A 15,719-nucleotide genomic window follows, 5' to 3' on the forward strand; every position below is an offset into this window, starting at 1 on the left:
GTTCCAGGTAATGGCCCAGCATCTGCCGCAGGTTCAATACCTGGGGCTGGCCGTCCACCAGGGCCAGCATGATTACCCCGAAGGTTTCCTGCATCTGGGTATGCTTGTAGAGCTGGTTCAGGATCACCCGGGGCTTGGCATCACGCCGCAGCTCAATGACAATGCGCATTCCCCGCCGGTCCGATTCGTCCCGCAGATCGGTAATGCCGTCGATTTTCTTTTCCCGGACCAGTTCGGCGATTTTTTCAATCAGCCGGGCCTTGTTCACCATAAAAGGTATCTCGTGGACGATAATGGCGCTCTTACCTCCGCCAATTTTTTCCACCGTGGCCTGGGCGCGCACCTTTATGGCCCCCCGACCCGTCTGGTAGGCCTCCCGGATGCCCTGGCGGCCCATAATCTTCCCGCCGGTGGGGAAGTCGGGCCCCTTGATTACCTGCATCAACTCCGGGATGGTGATGTCCGGGTTGTCGATTAGCCTGATCACGCCGTCAATTACTTCCCCCAGGTTGTGGGGCGGGATATTGGTGGCCATGCCCACGGCAATGCCCGAAGAGCCGTTCACGAGCAAGTTGGGGATGCGGGCGGGTAACACCGCGGGTTCCTCGGTGCTGCCGTCGTAATTGGGGATAAAATCGACCGTATTCTTTTCAATATCCGCCAGCATGGCCATGGTAATGCGGGCCATGCGGGCTTCCGTGTAGCGCATAGCCGCCGGAGCGTCGCCATCAACGGAACCAAAATTGCCGTGGCCGTCCACCAGGGGATAGCGGCTGGCAAAGTCCTGGGCCATGCGCACCAGGGCGTCGTAAATGGCCATATCCCCGTGGGGGTGGAACTTGGACATTACCTCACCCACAATGTGGGCGCTCTTGCGGTGGGGACGGTCGGGGGTAAGCCCCAGCTGGTGCATGGCGTAAAGAATGCGCCGGTGCACGGGTTTCAGCCCGTCCCGCACATCGGGCAGGGCCCGGCCCACGATTACGCTCATGGCGTAATCCAGGTAGGAATGCTTCATTTCCTCGTTGATGTCGATGGGAATTACCTTGCCGATGTTAACGGACAAAAACGGTCACCTCAGAAGTTAGTTTTGCTTACACATCCAGGTTGCGCACGGCCCGGGCGTTCTGCTGGATAAACTCCCGGCGGGGCTCAACCCGGTCTCCCATGAGCATGGAGAAGATGGCGTCCGCTTCTATAGCGTCCTCTATGCTTACCTTTAAAATGGTTCGCTTTTCCGGGTTCATGGTGGTTTCCCAGAGCTGCTGCGGGTTCATTTCACCAAGACCCTTGTAGCGCTGAATGGAAACTCCGTCGCGCCCGATTTCCTTGAGGATTTCCTCCAGCTCGGCATCGCTGTAAGCATACCGGTCAACCTTGCCCTTGCGAATGCGGTACAGGGGAGGTTGGGCAATATAAACGTAACCCGCCTCCAATAAAGGGCGCATGTAGCGGTAAAAGAAGGTTAAAAGCAGGGTGCGGATATGGGCCCCGTCCACGTCCGCATCGCTCATGAGCAGGATGCGATGGTACCTGGCCTTGCTCAAGTCGAAGTCCTCCCCGATGCCCGTGCCCAGGGCCGTGATCAGGGCCCGGATCTCCTCGTTGGCCAGGATCTTGTCCATACGCGCCTTTTCCACGTTCAAGATTTTGCCCCGCAGGGGCAGGATAGCCTGGAACCGCCGGTCCCGCCCTTGCTTGGCCGAACCGCCGGCCGAGTCACCCTCCACCAGGTACAATTCAGTCTTGCTGGGATCCCGGTCGGAACAGTCGGCCAGCTTCCCGGGCAAAGAAGCGCTTTCCAGGGCACTCTTGCGCCTGGTCAACTCCCGGGCCTTGCGGGCGGCTTCCCGGGCCCGGGCGGCGGTGATGGCTTTGTCCATTATCCTGCGGGCGACGCCCGGGTTCTCCTCCAGGAAGGTGGCCAGCCCGTCGGCCACCACCGTATCCACAATCCCCCGCACTTCGCTGTTCCCCAGCTTGGTCTTGGTCTGGCCTTCAAACTGGGGCTCCGGCACCTTAACGCTGATCACCGCTGTCAGCCCTTCCCGGATGTCCTCCCCCGCAAGGGCCGGGGTGCCGTTTTTTAAGAGGTTGTATTTTCTCCCGTAGTCATTGATCACCCGGGTGAGGGCGCTTTTAAAACCGGCCTCATGGGTGCCCCCGTCCACGGTGTGGATGTTGTTGACGTAGGAAAACAGACTTTCCACGTAGCCTTCCGTGTATTGCAGGGCCACCTCCACCTGGACGTTATCCCGCTCGCCAAACACGTAAATGGGCCTGTTGTGCAGGACTTCTTTATTTTTATTCAGGTAGCGCACAAAATCCCTGATGCCGCCGTCGTGCTGGTAGACTATCTCCTGGCCCGTACGCTCATCCCGGAAGATAATTTTAATGCCCCGGTTTAAAAAGGACAGTTCCCGGAGGCGCTGGCTCAAGGTTTCATGGTTGAACACCAGCTCTTCAAAGATTTCCGCATCCGGCTTAAAGGAAACCTTGGTGCCCGTGGCATTGGCCGTACCGACGGTTTTTAACGGAGTGACGGCTTTCCCCCGTTCGTAGCGCTGGTGGTAAACATGCCCGTCCCGGCGAATCTCCACCTCCAGCCACTCGGAAAGGGCGTTTACTACCGACACCCCTACTCCGTGCAGCCCTCCGGAAACCTTGTATACGGTGCCCCCAAATTTTCCCCCGGCGTGCAGCATGGTGAGGACCGTTTCTACCGCCGGCAGGCCGGTTTTGGGGTGAATGTCCACGGGAATGCCGCGGCCGTTGTCAATCACGGTCACGCTGTTGTCTTTATGGACTATGACTTCTATCCGGTCGCAGAAACCGGCCATGGCTTCGTCTATGCTGTTGTCCACCACTTCGTAAACCAGGTGGTGCAGGCCCCGGGGACCGGTGCTTCCTATATACATCCCCGGGCGGCGGCGGACGGCTTCCAGTCCTTCGAGAACCTGTATTTCTTCTGCGCCGTAGCGATTGTTCATCTCCTGTTCCAGCAAGGCCGGGACCTCCATTTCTTAAAAACAAATCTCTTACTAACGCCTGTCATACTAAAAATTATAACCTTATTTTGGAATCTTTTAGCTAATCCTCAGTGGAAATTATCATTTCCGCCCTTTTCTTTAAGGTGGAACAGGAAATAGGGGATACAAATATCTGCTCGCGGGTAAGGATAAAGGATTTTTCCTTGCCCTTTTCCGCAATTATCCGTACCGTTTTTTCCCCCCTGGCAATTTCCAAAAACTCCCTCGTGATAGGAGAATTCTCCGCGCGCACGTTCAATATAGCAATTACGTCTTTTTTAGGGATGATCACATCACCGCCAAGATGTAAAAACAAAATCTAACCCCCTTCATGAAGTACATGTTCCCGGACGGTTATTACGCGCCCGGAAAGGCCAGCAATATCCTCACCGGCGGATTGGCTGGTCGTCACGAAAACCTGCGTTTTACTCCGGATGTGCTCGACCAGCTGTGCCCTCCGGTTTTGATCCAGTTCGTAAAAAACGTCATCCAGGAGGACGACGGGGTAATCCCCCGCAAAGCGCCTTCCCAGTTCCAGCTGGGCCAGCTTTAGCGCCAGAACCAGGGTGCGCTGCTGCCCCTGGGAGCCAAAGCGGCGGGCGTCCTGTCCGTTGATGGTGGTGCCCAGGTCGTCCCGGTGGGGTCCAGTCAGAGTTTGGCCCCGGGCTACTTCCTCGGCATAGCGCCTGGATAATTCCCCCATAAAGCGCTCACAGATTTCCGTTTCTCCAGTTGTCCGTTCCAGGGGGAGGGAGGAAAGGTACAGGAGTCCCGCCTTTTCACCCCTCCCGCCTATCTGGCCGTAAATCTCGCGTACTATGGGGGAGAGCTCGGCCAGCAGGCGGCAGCGCCAGGCAATAATTTTGGCGCCAAAAGCCGCCAGTTGCTGGTTCCACGGCTCCAGCTCCTGCCGGGTGCGCTGGTTTACCCTCATTCCCTGTAATAGTTTGTTTCGCTGGGCCAGCACCTGCTGGTAGCGGCGAAGACAGGTCAAATAGCCCGGTTGCAGGGGCCCCACTTCCTGATCCAGCCAGCGGCGCCGCACGGCAGGACTCCCCTTGATCATCAGCAGGTGATCGGGGGTAAACACCACGGGCAGCAGGACCGGGTCCATGACCCGACCCGCGTTTGCGTTTAGCTTCCTCTGCTTTTTTCCTTCGGCGGTAAGAAGAATGACCGTAGAGTTTTCCTGCTGTCCGGACCGGAAATTTATTTCCACCCGGCAAAAGGAACTGCCCCAGCGGATCATCTCCCTGTCGCGGATTGTTCGGAAGGAATGCCCGGTGAAGCCAAAAAAAATGGCCTCCAGGAGGTTGGTCTTACCCTGGGCATTACCTCCCGTAATGATATTGATCAAGGGGTCGGGTTGCCAGTGTAGCCGGGCATAGCCACGAAAATTTTCCAGGCGGATCTGCTGTATGCGCACTGGATTCCTCCCGAGCTTTTGGCAGCCGCTATTCTTTAGGTGGTTTTGCCGGCAGCAGCAGGGAAAGATAATTTTCCTCCCCCGCCGGCCTGAGCACGGCTGCACTCAAAGGGCCAGTTAGTTCCAGGCTTAATTCTTCGCTGCCCAGGGCCCGCAGGCTTTCACCCATGTACCGTGCGTTGAACCAGATTTCCAGGGGTTCCCCTTCCACTACCCCGCTAACCTCTTCCCGGATCCAGCCAACCTGGGTCTGTACGGAAACCACACAACCGTTCTCCTGTAGTGAGAATTGTACCACCGGGTACCCCTCGCGCACAAGCAAAGAGGCTCTTTCTGTTGCTTCCAGTATTTCCCTGGTGGCCAGCCGCGTGCGTGTAATAAATTCTCTCGGAATAACCTGTTCATAGGGAGGGTACTGCCCCGCAATTAACCGGGAGGCTATTTTCAGTGTTCCGGTAAGGAAGAAAACGTGATTTTCCCCGCATATAATAGTTATTTCATCTTCAGTACCGCCGGTTAACCTGGCCACTTCGTTTAAAGTTTTTCCAGGGATAATGGCGTTAATTTGTTGTTCCGGTTCCTGCTCCAGCTGAAAGCGGCGCACGGCCAGGCGGTAAGTATCGGTGGCCACCAGCCTCAGCTGGCTACCTTCTACCTGCATCAGAACGCCGGTGAAGATGGGGCGCGTTTCATCGGTGGAAACGGCAAAGAGTACCTGTCGCAGCATATCCCTCAGTATATTCTGGGGCAGGGAAAAGCTGACTCCCTTTTCCATTGCCGGCAGACGCGGGTACTGTTCCGGTTCAAACCCATGGATGTTTACCTGCGAGGCCCCGTAGATTATGGTGGTACTGGTACTTTCCGGCAGGGTGTGGAACTGGATGGGTACGTCCGGCAGGTAACGGACCAGGTCTGCAATATAGCGGATGGGCAGGACGATGGAACCTTCCTTTTCCGTTTCTACGTTCACCGTACATTGGACTGTCAGTTCCGTGTCGGACCCGGTAACGGTTAGCTGGTCGCCGTGTACTTCAAAGAGGATGCCCGAGAGGATGGGCAGCGGCGACCGCGGGGAAACTGCTTTTTGTACAGTTCCTGTGGCGTAGGCAAGGGTCGATTTGCTTGTGGTAAACTTCACGGGCTTTCCCCCACAATCGTGATCATTATTAAGGATAAGCATATTAAGCTAGTAGTTTATAGTAATGATTGTGCACTTGTGGATAAGTGCCTCTTTGCCTGTAAATAAGGCTAAAAATGTGATTCTTCTCCTGTGGATAATTAAACACGCTATACTTCTTCTTTAATTTTTTGCTTGATTTCTTTAATTGCTTGTTCCAGCAGCGCGTCGGTGGCCAGCTGGGTGCTGATCTTTTCGTAAGCGTGAAGCACGGTGGTATGGTCCCTTCCTCCGAAGGCGTCCCCGATTTGGGGCAGGGAGAGGTCCGTCAGTTCGCGGGCCAGGTACATGGCGATCTGCCGGGGGAAGGCCACATTGCGGCTGCGCTTTTTGGACTTGAAGTCCTCGGGTTTGAGGCCGTAGTAGGCGGCTACCTTTTCCTGGATGAGCTGTGCTGTAATCTGTTTGGGCGATTTGCTGGGTAGAATGTCCTTCAGGATATCCCGGGCCAGTTGGGTGGTAATCTGCAGCTTGTACAGGGAGGCGTAGGCTACCACCCGGATGAGCGCCCCCTCCAGTTCCCGGATGTTGGATGTGATTTGCTGCGCTATGTATTCCAGCGTTTCATCGGGTACGTTTACGTTGTCCAGGTGGGCTTTTTTTCTCAGAATGGCAATTCTCGTTTCCAGATCCGGCGGTTGGATGTCTGTTATCAGACCCCATTCAAAGCGTGAGCGCAGACGGTCTTCCAGCGTTGGTATTTCTTTGGGCGGCCGGTCGCTGGAAATGACGATCTGCTTGTTTGCTTCGTATAAAGTATTAAAAGTATGGAAGAATTCTTCCTGGGTGCGTTCCTTACCGGCCAGGAACTGGATGTCATCAATGAGCAGCACGTCCATGCCCCGGTACTTGTCGCGGAATTCCACTGCCCGCTTGTTCGCAATGGCGTTGATCAGTTCATTGGTAAACTTTTCGGAAGTAACGTAAACTATGCGGCTGTGGTTGCCCCGTTCCAGGATATAGTGGCTTATGGCATGCATCAGGTGGGTTTTCCCCAGTCCTACTCCGCCGTAAATAAACAGGGGATTATAGGTTTCCGCCGGAGATTCGGCTACTGCCAGGCAGGCTGCGTGAGCAAACCGGTTGCTATTGCCCACCACGAAGGTATCAAAGGTGTAACGGGGGTTGAGGGGGCAGGTTTCCGCGGCCATAGAAGGCGTCGATTTGCGTATTCTGTTGAGTAGTTTTTCATTAACTTCTTCTGCGGGTAAAAATTGTACTTCAATTTCGTCTCTGGTGATTTCCTGCAGGTAATTTTTAATTATGGATGCGTAGCGGGTTACCAGCCAGTCCCTGTAAAATTGGTTGGGAACCTGGATAAAGAATGTGCTCCGGTGAAACCCCAGGGGGAGTACCGATTCCTGCCAGATCTCATAGGTTTCCGCATCCAGGCGCGGCTGGATATGGGCCAGGAGTTCCTCCCAAATTTCGGTAACATGTGTTTTCATCATGTGTGGTAACCCCCTGCTTACAGACGATTGTTAAACTTAAAAAAGCCTCCGCAGGCGATTTAACGGGGCTTGTCCCTTTGATTTTTTAGTATAGATATCGACAGCTTTATGCCCAACTTTACCCACAACTTGTGGGTAATTTTATCTCCGGTGGCCGGCGATTCAATCATATCAAATTTGCCGGGGCTTATCAACCGATAAAATGGTACCCTGTGGATAATTATGCATGTTGTGGACAGGCAATTGCCGCCCGGGGGTTTTTTCTTGACTTGGGAAGGGTTTTTCCTATATAATTACTTGTGATGTGTCTGGTTTTTCCAGTCGGGACGGTGGTGAGGAGGTGTGATGACTTGAAGCGCACTTATCAACCGAAGAACAGGAAGCGTAAAAAGATTCACGGCTTTTTAAAGCGCATGTCCACCAGGGCGGGCCGCAACGTAATTAAGAGGAGAAGGCTGAAGGGAAGAAAAAGACTCACCGCATAAGGCCGCTTGATGTAAGGGTGGCCTTTTCGTAATTTGGTCGGATGGTTTTGTGAACGGGATTGATCCATGGCCATGGAGATTTTAAAAAAGAAAAAAGATTTTCAACGGGTTTACCGGCGGGGTCATTCCGTGGCCAGTAACGCCCTGGTCCTGTATTTGTCCCGTAATCGAGGACAGGGCCGGCGTTTTGGTTTTTCCGTAAGTAAAAAAACGGGCAAGGCTGTTATTCGGAACCGCGTGCGCCGTATTTTGCGGGAAATCTGCCGTCTCAATGAGGGTTGGTTTCCTCAAGACCATGATGTAGTAATCATCGCCCGCAGGGAGGCCGTGGGGAAAAACTTCCGTGATCTGGCGGGACAGCTCTATCACCTGACCCGGCGGGCCGCCCGTAAGATGACACCGAAAGGTTGACCGCCCATGCGCGCTCTGGTTATCGCCGGATTGCGTTTTTACCAGCGTTTTGTTTCGCCTTTGAAACCGCCCAGTTGCCGTTTTTATCCCACGTGTTCCGAGTACGCCGTGCAGGCCGTGGATAAATACGGTGTGGCCCGCGGTTTGCTTTTAGCCCTGTGGCGTCTTTTCCGTTGCCATCCCCTTTGCCGGGGTGGCTATGATCCGGTTAAATAAGCAAGGAGGGGATGGTTTGTTTCAAGCTCTAGTTGATGGCATGACCGCTCTGTTAAACTGGTTGTATCACCTTACAGAGCTGGCTCATGTGGCCAATTACGGCCTGGCGATTATCCTGCTAACTATTCTCATTAAGATTATCCTTTACCCCCTGTCCGTCAAGCAGATGCGCTCTATGGTGATCATGCAACAGCTGGCGCCCAAGGTTAAAGAGATTCAGGATCGTTATCGGAACAAAGATCCCCAGAAGATGCAGCAAAAAATCATGGAACTATACCGGGAACATAATGTGAACCCCATGGCCGGATGCCTGCCCCTTTTGATTCAGATGCCCATTTTAATTGCCCTCTATCGTGCGCTTTTGCATTTTAATTATGCGGACCCTGCCCATGCCCGGTTTCTGTGGGTGAAAAACTTGAGCCAGGTGGGAGATCCCTATTTTATCCTCCCCCTTTTAGCCGGGTTAACTACCTATGTTCAATCGCGCATGACCACCAACATGACCGATCCCACCCAGCGCACCATGCTGATCATCATGCCCATCTTTATTGCCTGGATTAGTGCTACCGTGCCTGCAGGCCTGGCTTTATACTGGGTTGTTTTCAATGCCGTTGGGATTCTCCAGCAGTATTTTGTGAACAGGCATACCCAAGGTTTGAAGGAGGCGCTAAACACCGGTGGAGGGAGTAGAGAAAACCGCTAAAACAGTGGACGAGGCGGTTTCCCTGGCGCTGGCCCAGCTGGGAATTTCCCGGGAGGAAGCGGAAATTGAGGTTTTAGAGGAACCTTCCAGGGGTTTTTTGGGCCTGCTGGGTTCACGACCGGCCCGGGTCAGGGTGAGGGTTAAAGATACGCCATCGCGCCGGGCAAAGGAATTGCTCGATCAGCTTTTAGAGGCCATGAACCTCCCCGTAGACATGGCTATCGAAGAAAAGGAAAATAACGTGTTTATTGATATAGAGGGAAAAGATGTGGGCATACTGATCGGCAGGAGGGGAGAAACCCTTGATGCCCTTCAGTACCTGCTAACTCTCTACGTCAACAAGAACCAGAACCAGCGTTGCAAGGTTTTTCTTGATGTGGAGGGTTACCGCCGCCGGCGGGAGGAAACTCTGCAGCGTCTGGCTGTAAAGCTGGCCGAAAAAGCCAAACAGCGCGGCCGGAATGTGGTCCTGGAACCGATGACTTCCCACGAGCGCAGAATCATCCATACCGCGCTTCAGGGAAGGGACGATATCTATACCTACAGTGAGGGCGAAGAGCCTTACCGCAAAATCATCATCTCCCCGAAAAAATAGTCGCGTTCTTCACTGCAGACCCAGCCGGTTTAAGCCGGGCTGGGTTTTTTCAAATGGTGGTGTTGACTGGTGTTGGATGATACCATTGCAGCCATTGCCACTCCTCTTGGCGAGGGGGCCATCGGTATCGTGCGTGTTTCCGGCCCCGAGGCCGTGGCCATAGCGGAAAAATTGTTTGTCAGCCGCACGGGTGTGGACTGGCGGAAGCAGGGCAGCCACCGCCTGTTTTACGGTTTGGTGGTGGATCCGGCCACCGGCCAGCCAGTGGATGAAGTTTTGCTGGGGGTGATGTATGCCCCCCGCACTTTTACCCGGGAAGATGTGGTGGAATTTAACTGCCACGGGGGCATCGTCCCCCTGCGGAGAATCCTGGAGCTGGTACTGCAGCACGGCGCCAGGCTGGCCGAGCCCGGCGAATTTACCCGGCGGGCCTTTTTAAACGGCCGCCTGGACCTGGCCCAGGCCGAGTCAATCCTGGATATTATCCGGGCAAAAACGGAGGCTGGTCTTGCGGTGGCCATGTCTTTGCTGGCCGGAGAGCTCTCCTCCCGGGTGCGTGCCTTTCAGGACCGGTTGCTGGGCCTGGTGGCTCAGGTGGAGGCTAGCATCGACTTTCCCGAAGAGGGGATTGAAGAGGCCACCCGTGAGGATATGGTAGAGTCGGTACGCGCTATCATGGGCGATTTGGAGGAACTCCTCCGGCAGGCCCGGTACGGCAAGGTTTACCGGGAGGGATTGCGTACGGTCATTGTGGGCCGTCCTAATGTGGGTAAATCCTCCCTGCTTAACTCTCTACTGCGGGAAAAGCGTGCCATTGTTACCGAGATTCCCGGGACCACCAGGGATATTATCGAGGAAGTGGTGAATATCCGGGGCATACCCATTCGTCTGGCCGATACGGCGGGCTTGCGGAAGACCGACGACATTGTGGAAAGGATCGGCGTGGAGCGTTCACGGGACCTGGTAAAAATGGCTGATCTGGTGTTGGTGGTTCTGGATGCCAGCACGGGATTGACGCCCGAGGACCGCTCCATCCTTGAGTTGGTGCGGGAGCAAACGGGGATCATTCTGGTGAATAAGAGTGATATTGGCGACGGCGAGGCCCTGGCGCGGCAGGTGACCCCGCTTTTCCCGGACAAACCTGTGAAGGTTATCTCGGTAAAGACCGGGCAGGGCCTGGCCCAGGTGGAGGAGGCCATAGAACGGATGATTCTCGGCGGTCAGGCGGTGGCCTCACAGCTGCCCCTGGTCAGCCATGTGCGCCACAAGCAGGCCCTGGCCCGTTGCTACGAACACCTGCAGGAAGTGCTCCGCGCTTTGTCCGCCGGTGAAAACCTGGATCTGGTGGCCATTGATTTAAGAGCGGCCTGGGAGGCTCTGGGTGAAATTACCGGCACCACGGTTGCCGAGGATATTGTTGATCGTATTTTCCGGGATTTCTGCATCGGAAAGTGAGGTCTTGCTCTCGTGGAATATGTGGCGGGAAAATATGATGTGATCGTCGTGGGGGCAGGCCATGCCGGTTGCGAGGCGGCCCTGGCCGCGGCCCGCATGGGCTGCCGCACTCTGGTACTCACGTTAAATTTAGATAATGTGGCCTTGATGCCCTGCAACCCGGCCGTTGGTGGCCCGGCCAAGGCCCAGCTGGTACGGGAGGTAGATGCCCTGGGGGGCGAAATTGGCCTCAACACCGACCGCACGGCCATCCAGATGCGCCTGTTGAATACCGCAAAGGGACCGGCTGTGCGGGCCCTGCGGGCCCAGGCCGACAAGAAGCGTTACCAGTGGAGCATGAAGAAAGTTTTGGAAAGCCAGGAGCGCCTGGACGTGAAGCAGGTCCTGGTGGAGCGTCTGCTGGTCAGGGGCAATCGCGTGGAAGGGGTTGTGGGAACAACCGGCGCCAAGTTCCTGGCCCCGGTGGTGATCCTTACCACCGGGACCTATTTGAACGGCCGTATCATTATCGGCGACCTGGCCTATACAGGCGGTCCCAACGGCCAGTTTGCCGCCGTGGGGTTGTCCGATTCTTTGCGGGAGCTGGGTCTGGAACTGGGCCGGTTTAAGACCGGCACCCCCGCCCGGGTGGACCGGCGGACCATAGATTTTAGTAAGCTGACCATCCAGCCGGGGGATGACCGCCTGCTGAATTTTTCTTTTGTTTCCCCCGTAACCCACCGGGAACAGGTGCCCTGCTGGCTTACCTATACCACTGCGGAAACCCACCGTATTATCCGGGAAAACCTGCACCGTTCTCCCCTGTTCAGCGGTTTCATCAAAGGGACGGGACCCCGCTACTGCCCGTCCATTGAAGACAAGGTGGTGCGCTTTGCCCACCGCGAGAGCCACCAGGTGTTCATCGAGCCCGAGGGCCTGGATACGGTGGAGATGTACGTGCAGGGGATGAGCACCAGCCTTCCTGAGGATGTCCAGCTGGCCATGCTCCGTTCCCTGCCCGGCCTGGAAAAAGTTGAGATAATGCGCCCGGGCTATGCCATCGAGTACGATTATCTCATTCCCACCCAGTTGAAACTTTCCCTGGAGTGCAAGACCATCAGCGGTTTGTTCAGCGCCGGGCAGATTAACGGCACTTCCGGTTACGAAGAGGCGGCCGCCCAGGGCATTATCGCCGGCATTAACGCCGCCCGTTTCATCCAGGATAAAGACCCGCTGATCCTGTCCCGATCCGAGGCCTACATTGGCGTGCTGATCGACGACCTGGTCACCAAGGGCACCAACGAGCCCTACCGCATGCTTACCTCCCGTGCCGAATATCGTTTGCTCCTGCGCCAGGACAACGCGGACCTGCGGCTTACGGAAAAGGGTTACGAGGTGGGACTGGTCACTCCCGAACGGTACCGGGTCTTTGAAGAGAGGCGGCGTATGATTAATGAAGAGGTTGATCGTTTGCGCCGCACCATGGTTACGTTGGATGAAAAGGTACAGGCCGTGCTGGAAAATGCTGGTAGCTCACCGCTGCAACAGCCAGCTTCTCTGGCCGCGTTGTTGCGCCGGCCCGAGATTACCTACCGGCACATTAAGGAAATCGATCCGGAAGTCCCCGGGCTCCCTGAGGATGTGGAAGAAGAAGTGGAGATCCAGATTAAATATGAAGGCTACATTAAAAAGCAGCAGGCCCAGGTGGACCGGTTTGAAAAGCTGGAGAACCGGCGTATTCCCGATGACATAGACTATAGCGCCATCAAGGGGCTGGCCACCGAGGCAAGGCAAAAGCTGGAACAAATTCGCCCCCGTTCCATCGGCCAGGCAAGCCGTATATCTGGGGTCAATCCCGCCGATATTGCCGTGCTCCTGGTTTACCTGGAGAGCCGCCACCGGGCGCAAAAGGTAGAAGGTAGCCATGATGGGCAGAAGTAGCCTTCTCCCGGGGACAGTGCCGTGCCTTTCGTGGCAGCTGAAGGGGGTAGTACTGTTTGCATGAATTCAAGCAATTGCTTCGTGGTGCCGCCGGCACTTTGGGCATTTCCCTGATGGAAGATATGTGCGAACGTTTTTTTCGTTATTACCGTTTGTTGATCGAGTGGAATGAAAAGTTTAATTTAACCTCCCTGGTGGAGCCCCGGGACGTGGCGATAAAGCATTTTATCGATTCTTTAACCTGCCTGCTGGTCCATAACCCAGCCGGTGGGGCCAGGGTCGTTGATATTGGCACCGGTGCGGGTTTTCCCGGTCTGCCGGTGAAAATTGTGCGTGAAGATCTACTTTGTACCCTGGTCGAATCAACAGGCAAAAAGGTTTCGTTTTTGCGCCAGGTGACCGGTGCTTTGGGTATGTCGGATGTGGAGATAGTCTGCGGCCGCGCCGAGGAACTGGCCCACCATGCCCGTTACCGTGCTTCCTTTGATTTGGCTCTGGCCCGGGCGGTAGCCCCGCTGCCCGTGCTGCTGGAATATGCCCTTCCCTTTTTAAGAATTGGAGGTTATTTTATTGCTCTCAAGGGTCCGGCGGTGCAGGAGGAGTTGCCCGCCAGCGGGAATGCCTTGAATGTTCTGGGTGGTAATGTAAAAGAGATCATGACAGTTTTTTTGCCAGTAACCGGCGACGAGAGGAAACTGGTCTTAATTGAGAAAACAGGATCTACCCCGGAAAAATACCCGCGGCGACCGGGCGTCCCGCAGCGCCGTCCGTTGTAGGTTTTTCCTGGGGTAGCTTATTTTTCAAAAAAGTTGTTTTACCATACATAAACTATTAAGCGGCGGGGCAACCTACTGTTGGAGGTGAGGATCCCTATGGCACAACAAATTAAATGTTCAGTTTCGGAGTGCCAGTACAACAGCGATATGGTTTGCGACGCTCCGATGATTCAGGTAGACCGCAATGGTGTTAGCAAGGCCAGTCATTCTCCTCAAACCAAATGTGAAACTTTTAAACCACGGAGTTAATACGGGAAATGGCCGCTGTTTTAGATGGCGGCCATTTTTCTTTGCAGGAACAGCCGCTGGTTCTGTTGAATATTTGCCCACATGAACCAGTTGAAGGAGTGGTTACCATTGGGAAAGACCATTGCCATTGCCAATCAAAAAGGAGGTGTGGGCAAAACAACTACGGCAGTAAATCTGGCGGCATGGCTTTCCCTTATGGGAAAACAGGTCCTTTTAGTGGATATTGATCCCCAGGGTAATGCCACCAGTGGCTTGGGCATTGATAAAGACCAGCTGGAGTTTTCCATTTACGATGTAATCATTGGCGGGCGTGAGCTGGTCGCTGTTTTTGTGGACTCTTCCGTGCCCGGCTTAAAATTAGTCCCGGCCAATATTGAGCTGGCCGGAGCTGAAATTGAACTGGTGTCCATGGCCGACCGGGAGCGTGTCCTGCGCAAAGCACTGCAACCCGTGCGGGAAAAATTTGATTATATTTTTGTTGATTGTCCTCCCTCCCTTGGTTTACTTACCCTTAACGCCCTGGCAGCCGCCGATTCGGTTTTAATTCCCATTCAATGCGAATACTATGCTCTCGAGGGGGTTGGTCAGTTAATGAATACCATTCACCTGGTTCAGAGGCATTTAAACCCCCAACTGGAGCTGGAAGGCATATTGTTGACCATGTTTGACGGGCGGACCAACCTGAGCATTCAGGTGGTGGAAGAGGTAAAAAAATTTTTCCCCGGCCAGGTTTATAGAACCATAATTCCCCGCAATGTTCGCTTGAGTGAGGCCCCCAGTCACGGACAGCCGATCATGATTTACGATCGCCGTTCCCGGGGGTCGGAGGTTTATCATGAGCTGGCTAAGGAAGTGATGGGCATTGAGTAAAAAACGCGGTCTTGGTAGGGGGCTGGGTGCCTTAATCCCTGTGGTGCAATCCGAAGGTGAGGGCGCGCTCCAGGAGATCCGGGTTGACGATGTGCAGCCGAACCCCCGCCAGCCCCGCCAGGCCATTGACCAGGAAAAAATTCAAGAGCTTGCGCTTTCCATACAGGAGCACGGCGTTGTACAGCCCATTGTGGTCCGGCCTGTTCCCGGTGGCAAGTATGAGATCATTGCTGGTGAGCGTCGCTGGCGGGCCTGCCGTATGCTGGGCCTGGAATTTATCCCCGCCATCATCCGGGATTACGGCGACCTGGAGGCTTCGGCCATTTCTTTGATCGAAAATGTGCAGCGGGAAGACTTGAACCCCCTGGAAGAAGCGGTGGCTTACCGCCGGTTGATTGATGAGTTTGGGCTCACCCAGGAAGATATCGCCAGGTTGGTGGCAAAGAGCCGGCCATTTATCGCCAACACCTTGCGCTTGTTGAGTTTGCCTCCCGAAGTGCAGGACATGCTCAGCGCTGGTCTGATTACAGCCGGTCACGCCCGGGCCATCCTTTCCCTGGATGATGCGGCCGCGCAAATTGCCGCCGCCCGGGAAGTGGTTTCTGGTGGCTTAAATGTCCGTGAAACCGAGGAACTGATCCGCCGTTTTACAGGCAGGGATGGTAAAAACCATGAGCCTGCACAAAAACAGGCTTCTCATTCTTCCCGTAGTAAGGATGAGGAATTGGAATCTATGGAAGACATGCTTGGTGGTGCCCTTGGTACGAGGGTGCGTATTCGTGCCCGGCGTGGGGGCCGGGGAGTTATTGAAATTGCCTTTGAGAGCCGGGCACAGCTGGACGAAATTATTAATCTTCTCATGAATTAAATTGACGCATATGCAGTGCTGCCAGGTTTGCTCCGAGGTAACCGGTGTTTCGTCCGGCCTGTAGCACAGGGCGACGGGGGACGACCGC

The 15,719-nt window shown here is 54.9% G+C and carries 17 protein-coding genes (1 of these 17 cut by a window edge); 11 read left to right on the plus strand and 6 right to left on the minus strand.

Annotated elements, in window-relative coordinates:
• The 6 genes from gyrA to dnaA form a co-directional block, all read right to left on the minus strand.
• On the minus strand, positions 1 to 1,066 hold the 5' end (the start) of the coding sequence (gene gyrA / locus G7K71_RS06900) for a DNA gyrase subunit A (protein WP_166344495.1). 1,361 nt of this gene lie to the left of the window's left edge; 1,066 of the gene's 2,427 nt are visible here — the first part of the coding sequence; it begins with the start codon at positions 1,064 to 1,066; the stop codon falls past the left edge of the window.
• A 28-nt stretch (positions 1,067 to 1,094) separates the two neighbouring features.
• On the minus strand, positions 1,095 to 2,990 hold the full coding sequence (gene gyrB, locus G7K71_RS06905; protein ID WP_279286307.1) for a DNA topoisomerase (ATP-hydrolyzing) subunit B: 1,896 nt from the start codon (positions 2,988 to 2,990) through the stop codon (positions 1,095 to 1,097).
• A gap of 100 nt (positions 2,991 to 3,090) precedes the next feature.
• Complete coding sequence (gene remB / locus G7K71_RS06910; protein WP_166344497.1) at positions 3,091 to 3,345, minus strand: extracellular matrix regulator RemB; 255 nt, start codon at positions 3,343 to 3,345, stop codon at positions 3,091 to 3,093.
• A gap of 3 nt (positions 3,346 to 3,348) precedes the next feature.
• Positions 3,349 to 4,455 carry a DNA replication/repair protein RecF gene (recF, locus tag G7K71_RS06915; protein WP_166344499.1) on the minus strand — a complete coding sequence of 369 codons (1,107 nt, stop codon included), beginning with the start codon at positions 4,453 to 4,455 and terminating at the stop codon, positions 3,349 to 3,351.
• Between the two features lie 28 nt (positions 4,456 to 4,483).
• A complete protein-coding gene (dnaN, locus tag G7K71_RS06920) occupies positions 4,484 to 5,593 on the minus strand; it encodes a DNA polymerase III subunit beta (protein ID WP_166344501.1) in 1,110 nt (369 codons plus the stop codon).
• 149 nt (positions 5,594 to 5,742) lie between these two features.
• Positions 5,743 to 7,080: a chromosomal replication initiator protein DnaA gene (dnaA, locus tag G7K71_RS06925; RefSeq protein ID WP_207712792.1), complete on the minus strand. Its 1,338-nt coding sequence runs from the start codon at positions 7,078 to 7,080 to the stop codon at positions 5,743 to 5,745.
• A gap of 353 nt (positions 7,081 to 7,433) precedes the next feature.
• Here dnaA and rpmH point away from each other — a divergent pair, with 353 nt between their 5' ends.
• The 11 genes from rpmH (at position 7,434) to G7K71_RS06980 (ending at position 15,631) form a co-directional block, all read left to right on the plus strand.
• A complete protein-coding gene (gene rpmH / locus G7K71_RS06930; RefSeq protein ID WP_013824550.1) occupies positions 7,434 to 7,568 on the plus strand; it encodes a 50S ribosomal protein L34 in 135 nt (44 codons plus the stop codon).
• Between the two features lie 66 nt (positions 7,569 to 7,634).
• A complete protein-coding gene (gene rnpA, locus G7K71_RS06935; protein WP_013824549.1) occupies positions 7,635 to 7,979 on the plus strand; it encodes a ribonuclease P protein component in 345 nt (114 codons plus the stop codon).
• A gap of 6 nt (positions 7,980 to 7,985) precedes the next feature.
• Positions 7,986 to 8,195, plus strand: coding sequence for a membrane protein insertion efficiency factor YidD (gene yidD, locus G7K71_RS06940; RefSeq protein WP_166344505.1), 210 nt, complete (start codon positions 7,986 to 7,988; stop codon positions 8,193 to 8,195).
• Between the two features lie 16 nt (positions 8,196 to 8,211).
• On the plus strand, positions 8,212 to 8,898 hold the full coding sequence (locus tag G7K71_RS06945) for a YidC/Oxa1 family membrane protein insertase (RefSeq protein WP_013824547.1): 687 nt from the start codon (positions 8,212 to 8,214) through the stop codon (positions 8,896 to 8,898).
• On the plus strand, positions 8,873 to 9,493 hold the full coding sequence (gene jag / locus G7K71_RS06950) for an RNA-binding cell elongation regulator Jag/EloR (RefSeq protein WP_166344507.1): 621 nt from the start codon (positions 8,873 to 8,875) through the stop codon (positions 9,491 to 9,493). The genes G7K71_RS06945 and jag overlap by 26 nt, the downstream gene beginning before the upstream one ends.
• Positions 9,494 to 9,562: 69 nt before the next feature.
• Positions 9,563 to 10,948 carry a tRNA uridine-5-carboxymethylaminomethyl(34) synthesis GTPase MnmE gene (gene mnmE / locus G7K71_RS06955; protein ID WP_166344509.1) on the plus strand — a complete coding sequence of 462 codons (1,386 nt, stop codon included), beginning with the start codon at positions 9,563 to 9,565 and terminating at the stop codon, positions 10,946 to 10,948.
• 12 nt (positions 10,949 to 10,960) lie between these two features.
• Complete coding sequence (gene mnmG, locus G7K71_RS06960) at positions 10,961 to 12,868, plus strand: tRNA uridine-5-carboxymethylaminomethyl(34) synthesis enzyme MnmG (RefSeq protein WP_166344511.1); 1,908 nt, start codon at positions 10,961 to 10,963, stop codon at positions 12,866 to 12,868.
• Positions 12,869 to 12,924: 56 nt separating this feature from the next.
• Positions 12,925 to 13,644 (plus strand): 16S rRNA (guanine(527)-N(7))-methyltransferase RsmG, encoded by a 720-nt coding sequence (rsmG, locus tag G7K71_RS06965; RefSeq protein ID WP_166344513.1) that lies wholly within the window; start codon positions 12,925 to 12,927, stop codon positions 13,642 to 13,644.
• Between the two features lie 96 nt (positions 13,645 to 13,740).
• The gene (locus tag G7K71_RS06970) at positions 13,741 to 13,893 is read left to right on the plus strand and encodes a DUF1540 domain-containing protein (RefSeq protein WP_013824542.1); all 153 of its coding nucleotides are present in this window, start codon (positions 13,741 to 13,743) and stop codon (positions 13,891 to 13,893) included.
• A gap of 108 nt (positions 13,894 to 14,001) precedes the next feature.
• A complete protein-coding gene (locus tag G7K71_RS06975) occupies positions 14,002 to 14,763 on the plus strand; it encodes a ParA family protein (protein ID WP_013824541.1) in 762 nt (253 codons plus the stop codon).
• Entirely contained in the window at positions 14,756 to 15,631 is an 876-nt protein-coding gene (locus G7K71_RS06980) for a ParB/RepB/Spo0J family partition protein (protein ID WP_166344515.1), read from the plus strand. Before G7K71_RS06975 ends, G7K71_RS06980 begins: the two co-directional genes overlap by 8 nt.
• Positions 15,632 to 15,719 lie beyond the last annotated feature (88 nt).

This window comes from Desulfofundulus sp. TPOSR (assembly GCF_011393055.1).
Taxonomy (GTDB): Bacteria; Bacillota; Desulfotomaculia; order Desulfotomaculales; family Desulfovirgulaceae; genus Desulfofundulus; species Desulfofundulus kuznetsovii.

Coding starts and splice junctions, on each gene's coding strand:
- gyrB (WP_279286307.1), bottom strand. CDS start 2,990: ATGAACAATCGCTACGGCGCAGAAGAAATACAGGTTCTCGAAGGACTG.
- dnaA (WP_207712792.1), bottom strand. CDS start 7,080: ATGAAAACACATGTTACCGAAATTTGGGAGGAACTCCTGGCCCATATC.
- rnpA (WP_013824549.1), top strand. CDS start 7,635: ATGGCCATGGAGATTTTAAAAAAGAAAAAAGATTTTCAACGGGTTTAC.
- yidD (WP_166344505.1), top strand. CDS start 7,986: ATGCGCGCTCTGGTTATCGCCGGATTGCGTTTTTACCAGCGTTTTGTT.
- G7K71_RS06970 (WP_013824542.1), top strand. CDS start 13,741: ATGGCACAACAAATTAAATGTTCAGTTTCGGAGTGCCAGTACAACAGC.